This window comes from Agromyces sp. NPDC058110 (genome assembly GCF_042884735.1).
Taxonomy (GTDB): Bacteria; Actinomycetota; Actinomycetes; order Actinomycetales; family Microbacteriaceae; genus Agromyces.
On the sequence record NZ_JBHVTI010000007.1, the window covers coordinates 202792 to 224439 of the forward strand.

The window sequence follows — 21648 nt, forward strand, 5'->3', positions numbered from 1 at the left end:
GGGCGCATCGGCCACGAAAGCGAGGGGCAGCCGCGATGCACACCGTCGACCGCCTGAGTGAGCACGACGTGCTCGTCAAGCCCTCGCCCGTCGCCATGGTCTGGAACGAGCCCGGCCGCGCGCAGGAGGCGCTCGCGGTGCCGGGCGTGCACCTCTGCGACGGCGAGGCGCTCGTCGAGGTCGAGCTCGCGACGATCTGCGGCGCCGACGTGCACACGGTGCTCGGCCACCGTCCGGCGCGGGCGCCGCTCGTGCTCGGCCACGAGCAGGTCGGCCGGATCGTCGCGCTCGGCGCCGGCGCGGTGCGCAGCGACGGGTCGCCGCTCGAGCTCGGCGACCGCGTGGTCTGGTCGGTCACCGTCAGCTGCGGCACGTGCGACCGGTGCCGCCGCGGGCTGACCCAGAAGTGCCGCACGCTCGCCAAGTACGGCCACGAGCGCGTGCACCGCGGATGGGAGCTCTCCGGCGGCTTCGCGACGCACGTGCAGCTGCGCGCCGGCACGGCGATCGTGCGTGTCTCCGAAGACGTGCCGGCGGTCATCGCGGCACCGGCCTCGTGCGCGACGGCGACCGCGGTCGCGGCGCTCGCCGCGGCATCCGCCCGGGTGCACCTCGACGGCGCGGTCGTGCTCGTCACGGGCGGGGGCATGCTCGGACTCAGCGCGGCGGCGCTCGCGCTCGACGCGGGGGCGACCGTGATCGTCTCGGAGCCCGACGCCGAGCGCCGGGCGTTCGCGCGGAGGCTCGGCGCCCTGAGCGCCGACCCGCGCGCCAGGGCCGACGGGAGCGAGCGACTCGAGAACGTGCTCGCGGCAGCGCTCGGCGGGGGAGCAGCCGGAGGCGAGGCGCGCGAGGTGCTCGTCGCGATCGAGGCGTCGGGGGCCGCCTCGGGCGTGCGCACGGCCGTCGCGAAGCTCGGCGTCGGCGGCATCGCGGTGCTCGCCGGCAGCGTCACGAGCGGCACCGAGCTCTGCGTCGATCCCGAGTCGATCGTGCGCAGGCTCGTGACCATCACGGGCGTGCACAACTACGACCCGCACCATCTCGAGCGCGCGGTCGCATTCCTCGAACGGGCCTGGCGCACGCTGCCGCTCGACGAGCTCGTCGGCTCGACGCACGCGCTGGCCAAGCTCGACGTGGCGCTCGAGGAGGCCGCGGCAGGCCGACACATCCGGGTCGGCGTCGCGCCGGGGCGGCGGGTCGCCCACTGAGCTGCTTCCGCCGGGGTCCGGTTCGAGGGAACATTGGGGGATGACCCCGAACCCCGACCCCGGCGGGAGCGTCCATCCGACGGCATCGCCCTCGACGGTTCCGGATGCCGCGGGCGCGCCGGGCACGTCGGCCGGCCCCGATGCCGCGGCACTGGTCGGAGCGCTCGTGGCGGATGCCGCGGCGCGCCTCTCGGCCGCGGGCGCACGCACCGAGGTGCTCGCCGAGTACGAGCCCGCGCGTCGGGTGCTCGGCATCCCGCGCGCGGCCCGCATGACCCGCATCGGCGAGGTCTGGCGCCTCGGCGTGCTGCTCGTCTCGACCGACGGCCGGCTCTTCGCGACCGGCCGGGTGGTGCGCGCGGAGCGCGCGGCCCGCAAGAGCATCACCGCGGAGTCGGTCGCCGAGCAGCGGGCGCTCCGCGCGGCGGCGGTCAAGGGCGGCATCCCCGAGGGGGCGGCGGTCTCGTTCGACGCCAGGCCCGTCGAGCTCGACGAGGCTGCGGCGGCCGCGGCATCCGACCCGCTCGTCGTGCGCGGAGCCGAGGTGTTCGTGCGCTGGAACCCGAACTCGCCCGAGGCGCTCGCGCCGTTCGCCCGGTACCTCGGCGAACGCGTGGCGCTGCTCGCCGACCCGCCCGAGCGCGCGTGAGTGCCGCTCGGCACCCCGGATCGGGGGAACGATGATCAGCAGGGAGCTCGCCACCGCGCTCAAGGGCGCCGGACTCGTCTGGCACCCGGCGTCGGGCGACCGGTTCCAGCTCGACCTGCCCGACGAGGTCGAGCCAGAGGTCGACGCCGAGGTCTTCACGGTCAGCGAGATGACGATCGAGTCGCACCCGACGCCGTCGGGCACGATCCTCGGGTTCAACGGCACGACCGAGTGGGCGCTCGACTCGCTCACCCTCGCCGACGCGGTGTGGCTGCCCCGCGAAGACCAGCTGCGCGAGCTGCTGCGCAGCACGTTCCGCAGCCTGAGACGGCGCGACGACGCGTTCGAGGTCGAGGTCGAGATCGCGGGCACGGCGCTGCGGTTCGAGCACCCCGAGGTGGCCGAGGCTTACGGGCGGGCCCTGCTCGAGCTCATCGGCCGCTCGCGCTGACGATCAGCGGCCGTCGGCGGCGTCGCGCTCGTGCCCGCCGCCCTGCTCCTGCTCCTGCACGGCCTCCAGCATCGTGTCCTGCACCCCGCGCTGCCCGGTGTGCAGCTCCTGGTGCTTCTCGAGCGCCCCGACGTACGGCGAGAAGGCCGCGCGCAGGCGACCGCCCTTCGGGGCCCGAACCGCACGAGCGATCGTGCCGACGACGAGCGCGAGCGCGAACGCGACGGCGAGCCAACCGATGAGCAGTTCCATCAGAGCCCTCGCACCCAGCGTCGCCAGTCGAGCTGCTCGGAGTAGCCGAGCGACGTCCAGAGCGAGCGGCCGAGGTCGTTGCGCTCGAGCACCATGGCGTCGGCCCGCGTCGCGCCGAACGCGGCGAAGCGCGCCTCGGCACGGCGCATGAGTTCGCGCGCGATGCCCCGGCGGCGGTGCGACGGCGCGACGGCGAGCCGGTACAGGTGCACCCGCCAGCCGTCGACACCCGCGATGACGGTGCCGACGATGCGGCCGCCGTCGCGCGCGACGATGAGCGCGTCGGCGTCGCGTTCGAGCAGGCGGGCGACGGCCTCGGGCGTGTCGGTCGGGCGGCCGTCGTTCTCGCCCGCGACCTGCCAGAACGCGATGAGCTCGGCGACGTCGTCGCGGTGCGCGACGCCGAACGAGAGGCCGGTGGATGCGGCATCCGCCCGTTCTTCAGCGGGCGAGTCGGCCGCGACGGCCTCGGCGGAACCGGCGCGCCCCGGCTCGACGCGCTCTGCCTCGAAGCCGTAGGAGGTGATGGGCTCCAGGTCGCCGGCCACGACTCGCTCGAGCACGAACCGCTCGTGGTGCACGACCTGATCGGGCAGGTCGTCGAGGTCGAACCAGCCCAGGTCGTCGGCCTTCGTCTCGCGCAGCGCAGGCTCGCCGGCCCACGAACGGCAGGCGAAGAAGAAGTCGACGCGCTGCTCGACCGACGCCGTGGTCGGCCCGGTGCGGTGCATGGTCGTGAGCGGGACGAGGTCGGCCGGCGCGATCACGACGCCGATCTCCTCCGCGGCCTCCCGCACGGTGCCGTGCACGACGGACTCGCCGGCGTCGACGTGACCGGCGGCCGACGCGCCCCACCAGCCGTCGTAGTAGCCGGTCGCGGCGCGGTGCTGGAGCAGCACCCGGCCGGCGTCGTCGAACAGGAACACGTAGCCCGCGGGGATCACACTGAAACGGCCGTGGGCGGCGGCGTACTCCTGCGAGTACGCCTGCCGCCCACGGCCGTCGGTCACGTCTGGCTCCGGGTCGCCGCGGTCAGTACCCGACGACGGGCCCGAACGCGTCGGCGAGCGGGGCGCGGTTGACGCCGCGGAGCTCGTCGATCGACACGGTGAACGCGTCCTGCACCTCGAGCGCCTGCGACGCGGCATCCGTCACGCCGATGCGGCGCACGGGGTAGCCGCGACCCTCGCAGAGTCCGCGGAACTTCACGTCGTCTTCGCGGGGCACGGTGACGATCACGCGGCCGGCCGACTCGGAGAAGAGCGCCGTCGCGAGGTCGATGCCGGCGTCGGCCGTGACCTCGCCGAGGAACACGCGGGCGCCGACGCCGAAGCGCGAGACCGCCTCGGCCAGCGCGATCGCGAGGCCGCCGTCGCTGAGGTCGTGCGCCGAGTCGACGAGGCCCTCGAGGGCTGCAGCCGCGAGCAGCTCGCCGAGCACCTTCTCGGCGGCGAGGTCGACCGCCGGCGGGCGGCCGCCGAGGTGGCCGTGCACGGTGCCGGCCCAAGCCGAGCCGTCGAGCTCGAGCGCGGTGTCGCCGAGCAGGTAGATGTTGTGGCCGTCGTCCTGCCAGCCCGAGGGCAGGCGGCGGGCGACGTCGTCGATGACGCCGAGCACGGCGATGACGGGAGTCGGGTGGATCGGCACGTCGCCGGTCTGGTTGTAGAACGACACGTTGCCGCCCGTGACCGGGATGCCGAGCTCGAGGCAGCCGTCGGAGAGGCCCTCGATGGTCTCGGAGAACTGCCACATGACCTCGGGGTTCTCGGGGGAGCCGAAGTTCAGGCAGTCGCTGACGCCCATGGGCTTCGCGCCGGTGACGGCGACGTTGCGGTACGCCTCGGCGAGGGCGAGCTTCGCGCCCTGGCGCGGGTCGAGGTAGGAGTAGCGGCCGTTCGCGTCGGTCGCGACCGAGACGCCGAGGCCGGACTCCTCGTCGACGCGGATCATGCCCGCGTCGTCGGGGGCGCCGAGCGCCGTGTTGCCGAGCACGTAGGAGTCGTACTGGTTCGTGACCCACGCGGCATCCGCCTGGTTGGCCGAGCCGACGAGCTTCAGGAACTGCTCGCGGATCTCGTCGGGTGTCGCGGGGCGGTCGAGGCGGGCCGCCGAGTCCTCCTGGAGTGCGTCGATCCAGGTCGGGTAGGCGACGGGGCGCTCGTACACCGGGCCGTCGACGGCGACGGTGCGCGGGTCGACGTTCACGATCTCCTGGCCGTGCCACATGATCGAGAGGCGGCCGGTGTCGGTGACCTCGCCGAGCACGCTGGTCTCGACATCCCACTTCTTCACGACCTCGAGGAAGCCCTCGAGCTTCTCGGGCTTGACGATCGCCATCATGCGCTCCTGGCTCTCGCTCATGAGGATCTCCTCGGGCGTGAGCGTGGGGTCGCGCAGCAGCACGTCGTCGAGCACGATCGCCATGCCGCCGTCGCCGTTCGAGGCGAGCTCCGACGTGGCGCACGAGATGCCTGCGGCGCCGAGGTCCTGGATGCCCTCGACGAGGTCGCCCTGGAACAGCTCGAGGCAGCACTCGATGAGCACCTTCTCGGCGAACGGGTCGCCGACCTGCACCGCGGGGCGCTTGGTCGGGCCGCCCTCGGCGAACGTGTCGGAGGCGAGGATCGACGCGCCGCCGATGCCGTCGCCGCCGGTGCGGGCGCCGAACAGCACGACCTTGTTGCCCTGGCCCTTGGCGTTGGCGAGGTGCAGGTCCTCGTGGCGCAGCACGCCGACCGCGAGGGCGTTCACGAGCGGGTTGGCCTGGTAGACCGAGTCGAACCAGGTCTCGCCGCCGATGTTCGGCAGGCCGAGGCAGTTGCCGTAGAAGCTGATGCCGCTCACGACGCCGTGGACCACGCGCGCGGTGTCGGGGTGGTCGATGGCGCCGAAGCGCAGGGCGTCCATGACGGCCACGGGGCGCGCACCCATCGAGATGATGTCGCGCACGATGCCGCCGACGCCGGTCGCGGCGCCCTGGAACGGCTCGATGTAGCTCGGGTGGTTGTGCGACTCGATCTTGAAGGTGACGGCCCAGCCCTCGCCGATGTCGAGCACGCCCGCGTTCTCGCCCATGCCCACCATGAGGTGCTGCTTCATGTCGGGCGTGACCTTCTTGCCGAACTGCTTCAGGTAGATCTTCGACGACTTGTAGGAGCAGTGCTCGCTCCACATGACGGAGTACATCGCGAGCTCGGCGCTCGTCGGGCGGCGGCCGAGGATGTTGCGGATGCGCTCGTACTCGTCGGGCTTCAGGCCCAGTGCGGCGTACGGCTGCTCCTTCTCGGGAGTGGCTGCGGCGACCTCGACGGTGTCGAGCACCGGCGCGTTCGGGGTCTGGGCAGCGGTCGTGGCGGTGGTTTCAGTGGTCACGAGTGGCGAACTCCAAGATGGGCGGCGAGCGGATGCCGCGGGCGGATGCCTGACCCAGCAAGTCTACCGGCAGCCAGGTCGGCCCGACGCGGCCGGCGGCCGGGCGGCCGGACGGCCTCGCGGAGCGACACGACCGGGCCGGAGGATGCGCCCGTAATCGGGAATTTACTTGCGAGGTCGGCCACGGAAACGAATGAACTGTGAAATTACAGCCACGAAAGTCTTTGAATTTCACACTTACGGCCGTAGAGTCCCATCACCATCGGATGTATCGGTCAACGGAGATCGGAGTACCCCAGCACATGTCCCCCACCATCGTTCCCGCGGCAGACGGCGAGCTGCACGCCATCGCGTTCCACCCCGTGCTCTGGGTGCTCGCGATCGCCGTCTTCGCGGTCATCGTGCTGCAGTCCGTGATCTACCTGCGGGCGATCCGCCGCTCGGCCGAGGCCGCGGAGCTCACCCAGCAGGAGGTGAGCCAGGCGGTGAAGACCGGCGCGGTCGCCGCGATCGGCCCGTCGCTCGCCGTCGCGCTCGTCGCGCTCTCGCTGCTGCCGCTGTTCGGCACGCCGGCCGTGCTCGCCCGCATCGGCCTCGTCGGCTCGGCGCCCTACGACGTCGCCGCCGCGGGCATCGGCGCCTCCTCGCTCGGCGCATCCCTCGGCGGCGAGGACTACACCGCCAAGGTCTTCGCGGTCGCCTTCGCGTCGATGTGCGTGCTCGGCGTGCTCTGGATGACCGCGGCGCTCATCATCACGCCGCTGTTCAACAAGACGAGCACCGCGCTCCGCAAGGTGAACCCCAAGGTCGGCAAGGTGCTGACCATCGCCCCGCTCGTGGTGCTGCCGCTCGCATTCGCATTCCTCATCGTCGGGGAGCTCGGCAAGTCGCCCGTCAACGGCGCGGTGCTGCTCGCGAGCGCGATCATCGGCGGCGCCTGCCTGTTCATCGCCACGAAGTGGGGGGTGCACTGGCTGCGCGAGTGGGGGCTCGGCATCGCCATCTTCGGCTCCCTGCTCGTCGGCGCCGGCATGGCCGCGGCCGCCTGACCCAGACCTCCTGACGACGAAGCACCCGGAAAGGCATCCTCCATGGCACACGGCACCTCCATCCCCGCACGCGGCAGCATCGCGGACTTCGACCGCACGACCTCGATCTGGGGGCCCATCACCCTCTGCCTCGGCCTGATCGTCACGATCGCGGCCGCCCTCTTCATGGCCTTCGGAACGGGAGTCGGCGTCACCGCCGGCGAGTTCTGGACGGCCGTCGGCTCGGTCGCGGTGCTGCTCGGCGTCGGCGCGATCGTCGAACCGATCATGTACTACCCGATCCTCGGCAAGTCGGCCATGTACCAGGCGTTCATGATCGGCAACATCGGCAACAAGCTCCTGCCGGCCAGCATCGTCGCGCAGAACAAGCTCGGCGTGAAGGCCGGCACGAAGCGCGCCGAGTTCGTCTCGGGCGCCGCGATCATCGGCGCCGTCATCGTGCACATCATCACGCTGGTGGTGCTCGTGGGCCTGCTCGGCACCTGGCTGCTCAACCTCATCCCCGCCGAGGTCATCTCGACCGTGCAGACGTTCATCCTCCCGGCCGTCTTCGGGGCGATGGTGCCGCAGCTCCTGTCGTTCCTGATCAAGCCGAGGTCGAAGCGGGCCACGCCCGAGGAAGCCCGTGAGGAGGCCCTCGAGGAGACGGCCGCCGCCGGCCTCTCCGACTGACGCACGCCGCGCGACCGCACCCGCGACGCCCGCACCCGCACGCGCGACCGCACCGAACCGCTTGACCGCACCGAACCGCACGACCGCACCGAACAGAAGGAAGACCCATGAGCGACCCGTTCGCCACCGCCCTCGCCGCCCTCACCGACGCGGCCGAGGCCTCGAACCCCACCGAGCTCTCGGAGGAGTTCATCGAGGAGCACATCGAGATCTACCGGCACCTGCACGCGCACCCCGAGCTCTCCTCGTGCGAGCACGAGACCGCCGCCTTCATCCGCACGCGCCTCGCCGAGCTCGGCGTCGAGTCGTTCGTCTCGGGCGGCACCGGCGTCGTCGCCGTGCTCGAGAACGGCGATGGCCCGGTCATCGCCTTCCGCGCCGACACCGACGGGCTGCCGATCCTCGAACAGACCGGGCTCGACTACGCGAGCGAGGCCACCGGCACGCTCCCGAACGGCGACATCGCCCCCGTCATGCACGGGTGCGGACACGACACGCACGTCACCGCCGCACTCGGCGCCGTGCAGTTGCTGCTCGAACGCCGGAGCGCCTGGGCGGGCACCGTGGTGTTCGTCTTCCAGCCGGCTGAGGAGACCGCCGCGGGCGCGAAGGCCATGATCGACGACGGACTGTGGGAGCAGGCGCCGAAGCCGAGCGTCGTGCTCGCCCAGCACGTGGGCCCGCTGCCCGAGAACGTGGTGTTCATCTCCGAGGGCTCGATGGCCATGCTCGGCGACTCGCTGCGCGTCACCGTGCACGGCAAGCAGGCGCACGGCTCGTCGCCCGAATCGTCGATCGACCCGATCGTGCTCGGGGCGTCGATGGTCACGCGCCTGCAGACGATCGTGTCGCGCGAGACCTCGCCCCGGGTGCCGGTCGTCGTCACGGTCGGCACGTTCCACGCCGGCCTCAAGGAGAACATCATCCCCGCGGCGGCGGAGTTCACGCTCAACGTGCGCACGCCCGACGAGGCGACCCGCGACCAGGTGATCGAGGCCATCCGCCGCATCATCTCGGCCGAGGCCGCGGCATCCCGTGCTCCCGAACCCACGGTCGAGTGGATCAACAGCTTCCCGCGCCTCTACAACGACCCCGAGCACACGTTCGCCATGAAGGGCGCGCTCGAGGCCGAGTTCGGCGTGGGCCGGGTCGTCGACGAGAAGATGGGCATGGGCTCCGAGGACGCCGGGTGGCTCGGCGACGCGATCGGCGTGCCGGTCGTGTTCTGGGGCTTCGGATGCCTCCCGCTCGCGTCGTTCGCGACCGGCGAGATGCCCGCCGCGAACCACTCGCCGTTCTTCAGGCCCGACGCCCGCGGCGCGGTCGTCACCGGCGCCCGCGCGGCCATGGCCGGCATCCTGCACTACGTGGGAACCGCGCGCTGACTCGCGCCGGGGCCTCGCGTCGGGAAGACTCGCAGCATGCCGATCGCACTCGATGACGTGGACCGCCGCATCGCCGCGGCGCTCGTGCAGGACGGCCGGGCGCCGTGGCGCCGCATCGCCGCGGCGATCGGGGAGCCCGAGCGCAGCGTCGCCCGCCGCGGCGCCCGCCTGCTCGAGAGCGGCGTCGTGCGCGTGCTCGCCATTCCGAACCCGCGGTCGGGCGTCGGCCGCGAGGGGTACGTGCTGCGGGTCTCGGCCACGCCGGGCGAGCTGCGATCCGTCGCCGAGGCGCTCGCGGCCCGCGAGGACGTGCCGTGGGTGTCGATCCTCTCGTCGTCGAGCGCCTGCATCGGCGAGGCGTACGTGCGGCCCGGTGAGCTGCCGGGGTTCCTCGCCGACGGGCTCGGGTCGATGCCCGGCGTCGTCGACTACCGGGTCGAGCCGATCTCGCGGTACCACCGCACCTCGTCGGGATGGCGCCCCGACGTGCTGACCGCCGAGCAGCAGGAGCAGCTCGGCGAGCTCGACGAACGCGCCAACCTGTTCTCCGAGGAGGTCGAGCTCGACCAGACGACGCGGTCCCTGCTCGAGGCCATGGCGCACGACGGTCGGGCGACGGCCGAGTCGCTGGCCCGTCGGCTGTCGGTGTCGAAGGCCACGATCGGCACCTGGATCGAGAAGGCGAGGGCATCGGGCCAGATCTACATCCGCGGCGTCGTGAGTCCCGTCGTGCTCGGCCTCGCGACCGAGGTGCACGTGCGTCTCACGCCCCGCCTCGCCGAGCTCGACGCGCTCGCCGACCGGCTCTCGTCGCTGCCGATGACGCGCGTCTGCGCCGTGACCGGGGCGACCGTGACCGCGAACCTCGTCGCGAGCAGCTCGACCGCCCTCGAGCGGGCTCTCCGCGAGGTCGCCGAGGAGTTCCCCTCCGTCGAGCCGATCCGCCTCGACCATGTCGCGGAGAGCATCAAGCGCTCGGCGGTGCGGTTCGTCGACGAGCTGCCGACCGACGTGTCGTACGCGTGGGCCGACCGCGAGGCCTCCGCCTGACGCGCGGATGTCCCGGCATCCGCTCGGGGCATCCGCTCGGGGCGGTTCGGTAGACTGGCGGCGGTCGCCGGATCCCGGCGGCCCTGGGCGCGCACATCGGCGCGCAGTCCCCGTCGCCGTTCGCGCACTTCGCGGAGCCCCGCACCGCGCCGCCTCGGGAGACGTCCGATCAGGCGCATCACATGACCTCTTCGATCCCCACCGTCCACCCTGCCCCGCCGTTCCCCTGGCTGGGGCTCATCGTGCTCTCCGCCGCCGTCTTCCTCTCGGTCACGATCGAGATGCTCCCGACGGGCCTGCTGCCCGACATGAGCCGCGACCTCGGCGTCGGCGAGCCCCTCGTCGGGCTGCTCGTGACCGTGTTCGCCGCGACCGTCGTGGCGCTCACGGTGCCGCTCGCAGCCCTCACCAAGCGCGTCGGCCGTCGCCGGCTGATCGTCATCACGCTCTCGGTGCTCGCGCTCAGCTGCGTGCTCACCGCGATCGCCCCGAACTACCCGACCGTGCTCGTGACCCGCGTGATCGGCGGCGCGGCCCACGGCGTCTTCTGGTCGGTGGTCGGCGCGTACGCCGGGCACCTGGTGCCGAAGGAGCAGCTCGCGCGCGCCGTCTCGCTCACCGTCGCCGGAGGCTCGGCCGCCTTCGTGCTCGGCGTGCCGCTCGGCACCGCGCTCGGACAGGCGCTCGGCTGGCGCATCGCGTTCGCCGCCATGGGCGGCCTCACGCTGCTCGGCGCGGTGCTCGTCGGCCGGTTCCTCCCGCCGGTCGAGCATCACGCCGGCCGGGCCGACGCCGCGCCGGTGCGGGTGCGCACGGACCCGACGTTCGTGCCCGTCATCGTGGTGTGCCTCATCACCGCGACCGCGATGATCGGCATGTACAGCTTCTACACCTACGTCGCGCCGTACATGACCGACGTCATGGGCCTGCCCGCGACCGCGATCAGCCCCATGCTGCTCGCCTACGGCATCGCCGGCGCGGTCGGACTCGTGCTCGCGGGCGCGGTGCTCGGTCGGCGACCCACCATCGGGCTCGTCGTGGCGATGGTCGCGACGGCGCTCGGCGCGGCCGGCCTCGCCGCGTTCCCCGAGGTGCCCGTCGTGTCGATCGCGAGCTTCCTGCTCTTCGGCACCGCGTTCGGCGCGCTGCCGACCATGCTCAACACCCGGCTGCTGCACTCGGCGTCGGCCAAGATCCGCGACGCCGCGGCATCCTTCTACACGACCGCGTTCAACACCGGCATCGGCGGCGGGGCGCTGCTCGGCGCGGCGCTCTACGGCCTCATCGGGCTGGCGGCGCTGCCCTGGGTGCTCGTGGCGCTGTTCGCGTGCGCGACGATCGCGCTCGTGTGGACGGCGCTCGTGAACCGCGTCGGGCAGTAGGCCCCGCGCTCTCGCGAGGGCGTGAGAACAGGAAGACGCGCCGTGGTGGGCTCCGAGACAGGAACCGCGGCGGCGTGTCGACCGCGCCTTCCTGCTCTCGCACGCGCGGTCGCCGCCAGGCGGTCAGCCGACCGACGGCGCCGGCACGGGCGGGCCGACCATGAGCAGCACCGTGAAGACCGCCGCGACGCCGACGACCCCGACCGCGATCGACACGATCGGGCGCGCGAGCACGAGCCGCAGCACGCGGTTCGGGAACGACCCGTCGGCGGGGTGGTCGCCGCGCTCGCGGCGCCAGTCGCCCTCGAGGTGTCCCTTGCGAACCAGCCAGAGCTCGAACGGCACGGTCGCGTAGGGCACGATCGCGGTCAGCAGGGCGAACGCGATGCGCCCGACGTTCCAGCGCTGGTTCACGCCGACGACCACGGCGATGACGGCGTACGCCAGGAACACGAACCCGTGGATGCCGCCGCCGATCGTCACGGCGATGTCGACGCCGAAGCCGTACTTCAGCACCATGCCGGCGATGAGCAGCGTCCAGGTGATCGCCTCGGCGACGGCGAACGTGCGGTACAGGCGTTTCGGTGACACGGGATGCTCCAAGCGGGGTCGGGTCCTTCCATGTTCGCAAACGGCCCTGAACGGATGCCTCCGTCGAACGGTTGAGATCGGGCGAGCGGATGTCGCGGGCCGGCGCCCGAACCCGGGGCCCGTTCGGTCGAGTGGTCGTTCCGCGCGCCCGAACGAGACCGCGAATGACCGGACGCGTGCGCTCAGGATCAGCCCGAGCGTGCCGAGTACCCTTGACCGGTGACCGAACACGACGTACGCGCCCTCGTCGAGGCGCACCTGGCGACGATCCCCGACTTCCCCGAGCCTGGAGTCCTGTTCCGCGACCTGACGCCCGTCTTCGCGAACGGGCCGGCGTTCCACGCCCTGTCCGAGGCGTTGACGGCGCCGTTCGCGGATCGGTTCGACGTGCTCGCGGGCGTCGAGGCCCGAGGGTTCCTGCTCGCGGGTGCCGCGTCGGTGCTGAGCGGCGCGGGCGTGCTGCCCGTGCGCAAGGCGGGCAAGCTGCCGCGCAAGGTGCTCACCGAGGAGTACGCGCTCGAGTACGGCACGGCCGCGCTCGAGGTGCACGAGGGCGAGCTGCCGCCCGGCACCCGGGTGCTCGTCGTCGACGACGTGCTCGCGACGGGCGGCACGGTCGGCGCCGCGGCGCGCCTCATCGAGCGCGCGGGCTGGGAGGTCGCGGGCGTCGCTGTCGCGATCGAGCTCGTCGACCTCGGCGGGCGCGAGGCGCTCGGCGACCGCTACGAGGTCTATTCGCTGCTGCAGTACTGAGCCGGCGGGGGCGCCCGGTTCGCGGCGGGCGCGGCGCTCGCTGCCGCGTCAGCCGGCGTCAGTCGGCGTCGGGTGCGCCGATGTCGACGGTGTGCCTCGGCACGTACTCGACGATCACCCGGCCCGGGTCGACGCCCGCGGTGCGGAGCAGGGCGGCGAGGTCCTCCGGCGCGGGTTCGTCGCCCTCGCCCTGCAGCTCGACGATCACGTCGTCGCCGCCGGCGTCGCCCGGTCGGATGTCGACGACCTCCCACCCGCTGTCGGCGGTCCAGGTGTCTGCGGCATCCTGCACCAGGCTCTGCTCGGTGAACGCCTGCACCTTCTGCACGGTGGTGATCGTGAGCGGCACCACGATCAGCAGTGCCATGAACGAGAGCACGATGACGGTCTTGCGCCGACCCTTCGCGAGGCGCTCCCGGTCCTGCGGCGGCGTCGCGAGCCGGACCGCGCCGTAGACGGCCATCACGACGATGCCGGTGGCGATGATCGCCGCGACGTTCGTGAGGAACAGCAGGAGCGCGCCCCACGACTCGTTCGGCGCGCCGGACTCGAGCGTGAGCCCGACGACCGAGAGGGGCGGCACCAGCGAGATCGCGATCGCGACGCCGGGCAGGGCGTCGGAGATGTCGCGGCGCACGAGCGCGATCGAGCCGACCACGCCCGTCGCGAGCGCGGCGAGCAGGTCGATCAGGCCGGGCGAGACGCGGCCGGCGACCTGCGAGTTGGTCGCCGCGACGACGTCGGTCACCACGACCAGCCCGACCGCGAACCCGATGGCGACCGCGGTCGCGGCGCCCGCGACGAGCAGGAGCAGCGAGCGGATGAGCGCGCGCCGGTCGCCGAGCACGGTGGCCAGCATGGTGCCCTGGATCGGCAGCATGAGCGGCGCGACGATCATGGCGCCGATCACCGTGGCGGTGGAGTCGGCGACGACGCCCGCCGAGGCGATGATCGAGGCGAGCACGAGCAGCAGCCAGAACCGCGTGAATTTGTGGTGCGCCTGGGGGCCCTCGAACAGCACGGCGTCGCGCATGTAGGCGAGGTCGTTGAGCTGGGGCTTCGGCTTCGCGGTACCGGTCATCTGGCTGTCCATCGTCTCGGAGCTCAGGGAGGCCTGCGCCGACCGCGCCCGCCCTGCCGGTCGCCGGTCGTGGGCTCATCATCGCGCACGGCGGACACGCCGCCCGGCAGGCACGGCGGATGCGCCGCCCGGCCGCCGACCAGGGCGAGGGCGGCGTGGTTCGGGCGCCCGGCCGGGCGACGTCCGTCAGCGCGCGGCCGCGGCCTCCCTCGCACGCAGGTCCTTGCGGAAGATCTTGCCCGAGCTCGACTTCGGCACGGCCTCGATGAACTCCACGGCGCGCACCTTCTCGTGCGGGGCGACGTGCTCCGCCACGAAGGCGATCACCTCGTCGGCGGTGAGCTCGGCACCCTGCTGGAGCACGACGAACGCCTTCGGGATCTCCTGGCCGTCGTCGTCGGGCACGCCGATGACCGCGGCATCCGCGATCCTCGGGTGCTCGAGCAGCACCGCTTCGAGCACTGCCGGCGCGACCTGGTAGCCCTTGTACTTGATGAGCTCCTTCAGCCGGTCGACGATCCGGTAGACGCCGTCGGCCGTGACGGTCGCGATGTCGCCGGTGTGCAGCCAGCCGTCGGCGTCGAGCATGTCGGCGGTCGCCTCGGGGTTGCCGAGGTAGCCCTTCATGACCTGCGGCCCGCGGATCCACAGCTCGCCGGGTTCGCTCGGGCCTTCGGCGGGCACGTCGACGTCGGCGCCCGACTCCACGTCGACCACGCGTGCCTCGGTGCTCGGCAGCAGGTGGCCGATGGTCGACCGGTCGAGATCGGGCCGGTCGACGGCGATGACGTGCGTCACCGGGCTCGTCTCGGTCATGCCGTAGCCCTGGCACACGATGCAGTCGAGGCGTTCGGCGACGAGTTCGGCCAGAGCGCCGTCGAGCGGCGCGGCACCCGAGAAGACGACCTTCACGCTCGAGAGGTCGGCCTGTTCGACGAGCGGATGCTTCGCGAGCGCGACCGCGATGGGCGGCGCGATGAACACCCAGGTCGCCCGGTGCTCGCCGATGACGCGCAGGAACTCGACGAGGTCGAACTTGGGCATCGTCACGAGGCTCGCGCGGCGCTTGAGCGCGTAGTTCAGCAGCACCGTCATGCCGTAGATGTGGAAGAACGGCAGCACGGCGAGCACGCGGTCCTCACGCTCGAGCCCGATGGCCGCGATGCTCTGCGTGACGTTCGCCACGAGGTTGCGGTGCGTGAGCATGACGCCCTTCGGCCGCCCGGTCGTGCCCGAGGAGTACGGCAGCACCGCGAGGTGCTCTGCGGGGTCGAACGAGACGTCGGGCGCCGGGTGCCCCTCCGACAGCAGGTCGCGGAGCGACGGATGCCCCTCCGCGCCGTCGAGCACGACGAGGCGCTCGTCGGGGATGCCCACGCGGGCGGCGGCGGCCTTCGCCTGGGGGAGCAGCGGCGACACCGTGAAGAACCAGCCGGCACCGGCATCCGTCAACTGGTTCGCGAGCTCGTCGGCCGTGTAGAGCGAGTTCATGGTCGTGGCCGTCGCACCCGAGCGCAGGATGCCGTGGAAGACGGTCGCGAACGCCGGCACGTTGGGGCACAGCAGCGCGACGACGTCGCCGACGCCGACGCCGCGCGCGGCCAGCGCTCCGGCGAGCAGCTCTACCTGCCCGACGAGCTGTCGGTACGTGGTGGTCGCCCCGCTCGTGCCGTCGACGATCGCGACCGAGTCGAGGTCCGACTCGTCGAGGTCTCCGAACAGGAACTCGAACACGGACTGGGCTGGAATCGTCGCATCGGGGTGCGGACTGCGGGCCATCTGATCTCCTTCGATCTGCGGGTGCAGCAATCCTCCGTCATCGACCCCGAGGAAGGAAGAGCGGATGCCGCGTCGCACGGCACCCGCTCGGCTCAGGCGTCCGTGCCCTCCGCCGCGCCGACGGCTGCGAGCTCGTGCCGGGGGTGCGGAGCGTCGTGCCGCTCCGGCACCACGGCGACGCGCACGTGCCGGCCCGACGCCGCGGCCTCGAGCGCCGCATCGAGTTCGTCGAGCGGGTACCGCGCGCCGACGAGGTGGTCGTCGGCGAACGCCCCAGGCGATCCGGCGAGGAACTCGACGGCCAGCTGCAGGTGCCGGGCCGCGTAGTTGTGCACCCCGGTGATGGTGAGCAGGCCGCGCACGACCCGCTCGGGATCGAGCTCGACGGCGGGGCCGGGCGACACGCTGCCGACGAGCACCACGACGCCGCCGATCGCGCACGCCTCGACGAGGGCGCGCACCGAGGGCGCCGCTCCGGATGCCTCGATCGCGACGAGCGGGGCGGGCAGGCCGAGCTCGGCGATCCGCTTCGAGAGCTTGCCGGCGCCCGGGGCGAGCACGGCGGTCGCGCCGAAGCGCGTCGCGGTGTCACGGCGCACCGGATCGGGATCCACGACGACGACCTCCGCGCCCGCGCGCGAGGCGAGCGCCGTGACGGCGAGGCCGATCATGCCCGCGCCGCCCACGAGCACCACCGTGCCGTCGAGCCGCGCCGGATCCGTCGACCCGAGGCCCGCGGTCGCGGCCTCGACTGCGGCGACCGCGGTGGCCGTCGAGCACGCAGCCGGGGCCGCGAGCTCGGCGGCGACGTGCTCGGGCACGCGCACGATCGCGGTGCCGTCGAGCAGGTGCACGTGCGTGGCGAATCCGCCGGAGAGCTCCCAGCCGCGCTCCAGGCGTTCGTGCCCGTACTTCCGCAGCTCGACGCACTTCTGGGTCAGCCCCCTGCGGCAGCGCTCGCAGCGCCCGCAGCTCGCGGTCACGCTCCACACGACCCGGTCGCCGAGCGCGAGCGGCGTGCCGTCGACCGCGTTCGCCCCGCCGTCGCCGAACGCGACCACGCGGCCGACCTGCTCGTGCCCGAGCACCGTCGGTGCGGGGGATCGCCGGTGGCCGAGCACCGTGTGCACGTCGGAACCGCAGATCGTCGCGAGTTCGACCTCGACGAGCACCTCGTGCCGCCGCAGCTCGAGGCCGGGCACCGCGATCGCCGCGTGCGGGCGGCCGGGCTCGTGCCACACCATGGCCGTCGGCGACGGGCGCATGAGCACGGAGCCCGCCGCGGTGCGGATCATCGCCATTCGCGATCCGCATCCGATCCGGATGCCGTGGCCGAAGCCGGTCGGGCGAGGGTTCCGATGGGTTCGACCGCATCGTCGCCGAGGCCGAGCAGCGCCGGCAGGTCGGCGATCGACGCGATGACCTCGTCGGCGCCCGCATCCTCGAGGGCGTCGCGGCCGTGGGCGCCGGTGAGCACGCCGACGACGAGACCGGCACCCGCGTTGACGCCGGAGGCCATGTCGCTCTGCGTGTCGCCGACGACGGCCATGGCGTCGACCGACGACGTGCCGGTGCGCAGCAGCGCCGTGAGCGGCATGTCGGGGTGCGGGCGGCCCCGGCCGGCCTCGGCGGGGGCCAGCACGTGGTCGGCGAGGCCGTGCCAGCCGAGGGCGTCGAGCAGGGCGTCGCGCGTCGAGGGCGAGAAGCCCGTGGTCAGCACGACCGAGGCGCCGGCGCCGCGCAGGGCGCGGATCACGGCCTCGGCGCCGGGGATCGCCTCGACGCCCACCTCCGCGATCAGCTCGGCGTAGGCCCGCTCGAACTCGTCGTTCGCCCGTTGGGCGAGCTCCTCGTCGCCCGTGAGCACGCGGAACACCTCGATCTTCGACTGGCCCATGGTCTCGCGGACGTAGTCGAGGGCCGCCTCTCGGGCCGTGCCTTCCGGTGCGAAGCCCGCGCGCTCCGCAGCGAGGGCGAACGCGCGCTCGACGAGGCCGTCGTCGCGCACCGTCGTGCCGGCCATGTCGAGCACCACGAGCTCGATCTCATGCGATCCGTCGAGGTCGTCGAGCCCGTCGAGCTCCTCGGGTTCGACCAGGTCCTCGATGGGAGTTCCGGCGGCGAACCCGGCGACGACGCCGCGGCCGGCGGGGCCGTCGCGATCGGGGGTCGTGGGGTCGACGGCGGTGTCGGTGTCGATGGTCATCTCGTGCCTTCCTGGTGGTGCCGCGGTCGCGGCTCGTGGTCGATGCGATCGGCGAACCCGGCGACGACGTGCTCGGCGAGCCCGAGGCCGGTCGTCATGCCGATGCCGGTGGTCGCGGCGGCGAGGTGCACGCCGGGCAGCGGCTCGAGGTCGAGGAACTCCTCCGGGCCGCTCGCGTACACGCCCTGCCAACGCTCGAGCACCCGCGGGGTCGCGCCGAACAGCGTCTCGAACTCCTCGAGCAGCGCGTCGGCGGCCGCCTCGCCCTGGAACGGCGTGATGGCCGCACCCCGGTAGTGGGTGTCGCCGACGATCAGCGAGCCGTCGGGCAGCTGCGTGTACATCTGGTTGAGGTCGAGCGCCGTGAGGTCGGGGCGCTCGCCGTGCAGGCGCTCGCGCAGGGCGTGCACCGCGGTCGTCTCGGCGAACGCGCCGTACCGCAGCAACGACCACCCCGTGAGCAACGGGGCCGCGAGCGGGGCCGCGAGCGGCGCGGCGACCCGCAGCATGTCGAGCCCGCAGCGCACGATGCCGAGGCGTTCGGCGACCTCGGGGAAGAGCTGGTCGACGTCGTGGTTGGTCGCCACGACCACGTGCTGCGCGGCGACGGGCCCGCGGCTCGTGCGCACGATCCCCGGTTCGACCGCCCCGACGCCCGTGCGGAACCGGAACTCGACGCCCCGACCCGCGAGGTGCGCCGTGATCGCCTGGAGCGCCTGCCGGGGATCGGCCTGCAGATCGGCGGGCAGGAATGCGCCGCCGACGGCGACGCCGGGCGCGAGCGGGATCCGCCCGGCCGTCTCGGAGGCGTCGAGCAGCTGCACCTCGTCACGTGCAGCGGCACCGCCCCGCGGCATCTGCTCGCCCGGGGACGCACCCGAACGCGCCTCCGCGAGCTCCTCGAGCACCGCGAGCTCGTCGGCTGCACGGGCGACGACGAGCGTGCCCGACTCGCGAAGCCACACTCCGGCGTCACGCGCGAGGCGCAACCACAGCTCTCTCGCGACGAGCCCGTGCCGACGTGCGACCCCGGTCTGCGGAGTCACGCACAGGTGCCCGAAGTTGCGGATCGAGGCACCGGTCGCCTCGCTGCCCCGTTCGACGACGAGCGTCCTCAGGCCGCGGCGCATCCCGGCGTACGCGGCGCCGAGGCCGATCACGCCGCCGCCGACGACGACGAGGTCGAACCGCTCGGCGCTCAACGGAACACCCGCCGCATCCAGACCGCGAGGCCCTCGACCGCGAGCACGGTCACGAGGATCATGAGCACGATCGCGGTGACGACGCCGTAGTTCGACCCCTGACCGGCGTTCAACAGGTAGTAGCCGATGCCGCCGCCGCCGACGATGCCGAGGATCGTCGCCGCCCTGATGTTGGTGTCGAGCAGATAGAAGCTGTGGCCGATGAGGGCGGGGGTGCCCTGCGGCAGGGTGGCGGATGCGTAGCGCTGCAAGCGCGTCGCGCCGACCGCGGTGATCGCGCGCTCGGGGCCCGACTTCACCTCCTCGAAGGAGTCGGCGATGAGCTTGCCGAGCAGGCCGATGCCTCCGAAGGCGAGGGCGATCGTGCCGGCCTGGGCGCCGAGCCCGGTGATCACGATGAGCACGATCGCGAGGATCACCTCGGGCACCCCGCGGATGCCGACGAGCAGGAACCGCGCGCCCGTGCGCGTCGCGGGGTTCGGGGCGACGTTCCGTGCGGCGAGGGAGCCGATGACGATCGAGGCCACGAGCGTGAGCAGGGCGGCCGCGAGCGCGATCGCGACGGTCTCGAGCATGGCGCCCGACATGGTCTCCCAGTCGTAGGAGCCGAAGGTCGGCGGCCAGAACTGCACGGCGACCGGGGGGATCTTCGCCCAGACGGTGACGAAGTCGCCCCACTGGATGTTGCACACCGCCACCGCGCCGATGACGACGGCGACGGCCAGCCAGCCCCACAGGGTCGACCGCACGCGCGAGCCGGTCCAAGGCCGGCGGAGCGCCGCCTCGGGGGTGGTCGCGGTGAGCGGACCGCCCGACGCGCCGCCGCCGTGCAGCATGGCGCGGCGCACGGCGCTCGACACGACCTCCATCACGACGCAGAGCAGCAGCATCACGATCGCGATGCCGATGCCGAGCGAGTAGTCGAGCGACTTGAACGCGAACGACATCTCGAGTCCGAGCCCGGCGACGCCGACGTACCCGAGCACGACCGAGCCGCGCAGGTTGATGTCGTTGCGGTGCAGCACGGTCGCGACCCACGACGGCAGCACCTGGGGCAGGATGCCGCTCGCGAACTCCTGCAGCCTCGACCCGCCCGCGGCGCGGATCGCGCGACGGGGGCCCTCGTCGATCTGCTCGATCGCGTCGGCGAAGAGCTTGGAGATCATGCCGATCGAGTGGATGCCGATCGCGAGGATGCCGGGCAGCGCGCCGAGCGAGAACATGAGCACGAACACCATCGCGAGCACGACGTCGGGGATCGCCCGGGTGAGCACCGTCACGAAACGGGCGGCCGCGCGCCACGCCGGGCCGGGCGTCGTGTTGCCCGCGGCGAGATAGGCGATCGGCACCGAGATGAGCGCCGCGAGCACCGTGCCCGAGATGACGATGCCCAGGGTGAGGGCCGTGAGCTGCACGAGCTCGAGCGGCTCGGGGAACTCGATCGTGCCGACGCGCGCGAAGAAGCGTTCGGCGTTGCCCCAGCTCTCGATCATCGACGGCAGCGAGATGCCGATCGAGTTCAGGGCGAAGACGGATGCCGCGAGCAGGGCGACGAGCGTCAGGCCGGCGGCGATGCGCTCGGGCGAGATGCGGCGCTTCGGTGCGCGGTCGGCGAGCGACGGGCGGGCCGGCGGAGCCGGCGAGACATGGGGGGCGAGGGCGGTCACGGAGCGAGGCTCTCGGCGGGGGCGGGGGCGGGGGTGGGGGTGCGAGCGGCGGCGGCGACCGGAGCAACGGGCTCGGGGCGCTCGGCGTCGGCTGCGGCATCCGCCAGCTCGGTCTCGATCGCGGCGAGCTCGGCCGTGGCGGTCGACACGCGACCGTAGATCTCCATGACCTGGGCCTTCGTGATGCCCGCGGTGGGGGTGTCGAGCACGACCTCGCCGTGACGGAGGCCCACGATGCGGTCGCCCCACGAGAGCGCGAGGTCGACCTGGTGCAGGCTGCACACGACCGTGAGGCCGGCGTCCATGGCGATCTCGCGGATGAGGGCCATGACCTGCTCGCTCGACTCGGGGTCGAGCGAGGCGACGGGTTCGTCGGCGAGCAGGATCTCTGGCTCCTGCATGAGGGCGCGCGCGATGGCGACCCGCTGCTGCTGCCCGCCCGAGAGGGTGTCGGCGCGCTGGTAGGCGCGGTCGAGCAGGCCCACGCGGTCGAGGTGTCCGAGCGCGGCGAGCTTGAGGGCCCGGGGGTAGCTCCAGAGCCCGAGGCGCGGGCCGCGGAGTGTCGCGAGCGCGCCCGTCAGCACGTTCTCGAGCACGGTGAGCGAGGGCACGAGCTCGAACTGCTGGAAGACGAATCCGACCTTGCCGCGCAGGGCCCGGAGGCGCCGTCCGGTGAGGGACGGCACCTCCTGGCCGAGCACGCGCACCGAGCCCGAGGTCGGGGTCTCGAGGCCGTCGAGGTGCCGCAGCAGCGTCGACTTGCCCGAGCCCGAGAGCCCCAGCAGCACCACGATCTCGCCGCGCTCGACGCTCAGGTCGACGCCGCTCAGGGCCCGCGTGCGATCGAATCGCTTGTCGAGGTCGTGCACCTCGATGACGGGGGTCTGCATGGTCTC

General features: G+C 72.8%; 20 protein-coding genes. 9 read left to right on the forward strand and 11 right to left on the reverse strand.

The features are described from left to right. The first annotated feature begins 35 nt into the window (after positions 1-35). Genes ACFVS8_RS17875 through ACFVS8_RS17885 form a run of 3 tightly spaced genes read left to right on the forward strand, consistent with a single transcriptional unit; the run spans position 36 to position 2311 of the window. Entirely contained in the window at positions 36-1211 is a 1176-nt protein-coding gene (locus tag ACFVS8_RS17875; RefSeq protein ID WP_387065378.1) for an alcohol dehydrogenase catalytic domain-containing protein, read from the forward strand. A gap of 40 nt (positions 1212-1251) precedes the next feature. Continuing rightward, positions 1252-1860 (forward strand): hypothetical protein, encoded by a 609-nt coding sequence (locus ACFVS8_RS17880; RefSeq protein WP_387065381.1) that lies wholly within the window; start codon positions 1252-1254, stop codon positions 1858-1860. A 31-nt stretch (positions 1861-1891) separates the two neighbouring features. After that, on the forward strand, positions 1892-2311 hold the full coding sequence (locus tag ACFVS8_RS17885) for a pilus assembly protein CpaE (RefSeq protein ID WP_387065383.1): 420 nt from the start codon (positions 1892-1894) through the stop codon (positions 2309-2311). 3 nt (positions 2312-2314) lie between these two features. On the opposite strand, the gene ACFVS8_RS17890 is transcribed toward ACFVS8_RS17885, so the two are convergent. Genes ACFVS8_RS17890 through purL form a run of 3 tightly spaced genes read right to left on the reverse strand, consistent with a single transcriptional unit; the run spans position 2315 to position 5935 of the window. Further along, positions 2315-2563, reverse strand: a complete 249-nt coding sequence (locus ACFVS8_RS17890) for a hypothetical protein (protein WP_387065385.1) — start codon at positions 2561-2563, stop codon at positions 2315-2317. Further along, positions 2563-3573: a GNAT family N-acetyltransferase gene (locus tag ACFVS8_RS17895; RefSeq protein ID WP_387065388.1), complete on the reverse strand. Its 1011-nt coding sequence runs from the start codon at positions 3571-3573 to the stop codon at positions 2563-2565. The genes ACFVS8_RS17890 and ACFVS8_RS17895 overlap by 1 nt, the downstream gene beginning before the upstream one ends. A gap of 22 nt (positions 3574-3595) precedes the next feature. Then, complete coding sequence (gene purL / locus ACFVS8_RS17900) at positions 3596-5935, reverse strand: phosphoribosylformylglycinamidine synthase subunit PurL (RefSeq protein ID WP_387065391.1); 2340 nt, start codon at positions 5933-5935, stop codon at positions 3596-3598. A 302-nt stretch (positions 5936-6237) separates the two neighbouring features. Here purL and ACFVS8_RS17905 point away from each other — a divergent pair, with 302 nt between their 5' ends. The 5 genes from ACFVS8_RS17905 to ACFVS8_RS17925 all read left to right on the forward strand — a co-directional run bounded on the left by ACFVS8_RS17905 (position 6238) and on the right by ACFVS8_RS17925 (position 11473). Then, complete coding sequence (locus ACFVS8_RS17905) at positions 6238-6984, forward strand: DUF5058 family protein (RefSeq protein WP_387065393.1); 747 nt, start codon at positions 6238-6240, stop codon at positions 6982-6984. 42 nt (positions 6985-7026) lie between these two features. Next, positions 7027-7656: a hypothetical protein gene (locus tag ACFVS8_RS17910; protein ID WP_387065396.1), complete on the forward strand. Its 630-nt coding sequence runs from the start codon at positions 7027-7029 to the stop codon at positions 7654-7656. Positions 7657-7763: 107 nt separating this feature from the next. Then, entirely contained in the window at positions 7764-9041 is a 1278-nt protein-coding gene (locus tag ACFVS8_RS17915) for an amidohydrolase (protein WP_387065399.1), read from the forward strand. 36 nt (positions 9042-9077) lie between these two features. Further along, a complete protein-coding gene (locus tag ACFVS8_RS17920; RefSeq protein ID WP_387065402.1) occupies positions 9078-10091 on the forward strand; it encodes an Lrp/AsnC family transcriptional regulator in 1014 nt (337 codons plus the stop codon). Positions 10092-10273: 182 nt separating this feature from the next. Beyond that, on the forward strand, positions 10274-11473 hold the full coding sequence (locus ACFVS8_RS17925) for an MFS transporter (RefSeq protein WP_387065404.1): 1200 nt from the start codon (positions 10274-10276) through the stop codon (positions 11471-11473). 123 nt (positions 11474-11596) lie between these two features. Here the strand turns inward: ACFVS8_RS17925 and ACFVS8_RS17930 are convergent, their stop codons facing one another. Continuing rightward, on the reverse strand, positions 11597-12064 hold the full coding sequence (locus ACFVS8_RS17930; protein WP_387065407.1) for a DUF3817 domain-containing protein: 468 nt from the start codon (positions 12062-12064) through the stop codon (positions 11597-11599). Between the two features lie 219 nt (positions 12065-12283). Between ACFVS8_RS17930 and ACFVS8_RS17935 the strand changes: the two genes are divergently transcribed. After that, positions 12284-12817, forward strand: coding sequence for an adenine phosphoribosyltransferase (locus ACFVS8_RS17935; RefSeq protein ID WP_387065410.1), 534 nt, complete (start codon positions 12284-12286; stop codon positions 12815-12817). 58 nt (positions 12818-12875) lie between these two features. Here ACFVS8_RS17935 and ACFVS8_RS17940 read toward each other — a convergent pair whose 3' ends face one another. The 7 genes from ACFVS8_RS17940 to phnC form a co-directional block, all read right to left on the reverse strand. Next, positions 12876-13898, reverse strand: a complete 1023-nt coding sequence (locus ACFVS8_RS17940; RefSeq protein ID WP_387065412.1) for a DUF389 domain-containing protein — start codon at positions 13896-13898, stop codon at positions 12876-12878. Between the two features lie 186 nt (positions 13899-14084). Beyond that, a complete protein-coding gene (locus tag ACFVS8_RS17945) occupies positions 14085-15677 on the reverse strand; it encodes an AMP-binding protein (protein WP_387065415.1) in 1593 nt (530 codons plus the stop codon). Between the two features lie 92 nt (positions 15678-15769). After that, positions 15770-16978 (reverse strand): alcohol dehydrogenase catalytic domain-containing protein, encoded by a 1209-nt coding sequence (locus ACFVS8_RS17950; protein WP_387065418.1) that lies wholly within the window; start codon positions 16976-16978, stop codon positions 15770-15772. Further along, entirely contained in the window at positions 16969-17883 is a 915-nt protein-coding gene (locus ACFVS8_RS17955) for a phosphonatase-like hydrolase (protein ID WP_387065421.1), read from the reverse strand. Before ACFVS8_RS17955 ends, ACFVS8_RS17950 begins: the two co-directional genes overlap by 10 nt. Beyond that, positions 17880-19085 carry a TIGR03364 family FAD-dependent oxidoreductase gene (locus tag ACFVS8_RS17960; protein WP_387065424.1) on the reverse strand — a complete coding sequence of 402 codons (1206 nt, stop codon included), beginning with the start codon at positions 19083-19085 and terminating at the stop codon, positions 17880-17882. The genes ACFVS8_RS17955 and ACFVS8_RS17960 overlap by 4 nt, the downstream gene beginning before the upstream one ends. Further along, positions 19082-20752, reverse strand: coding sequence for a PhnE/PtxC family ABC transporter permease (locus ACFVS8_RS17965; protein WP_387065427.1), 1671 nt, complete (start codon positions 20750-20752; stop codon positions 19082-19084). Before ACFVS8_RS17965 ends, ACFVS8_RS17960 begins: the two co-directional genes overlap by 4 nt. Beyond that, on the reverse strand, positions 20749-21642 hold the full coding sequence (phnC, locus tag ACFVS8_RS17970; protein WP_387065430.1) for a phosphonate ABC transporter ATP-binding protein: 894 nt from the start codon (positions 21640-21642) through the stop codon (positions 20749-20751). The genes ACFVS8_RS17965 and phnC overlap by 4 nt, the downstream gene beginning before the upstream one ends. Positions 21643-21648 lie beyond the last annotated feature (6 nt).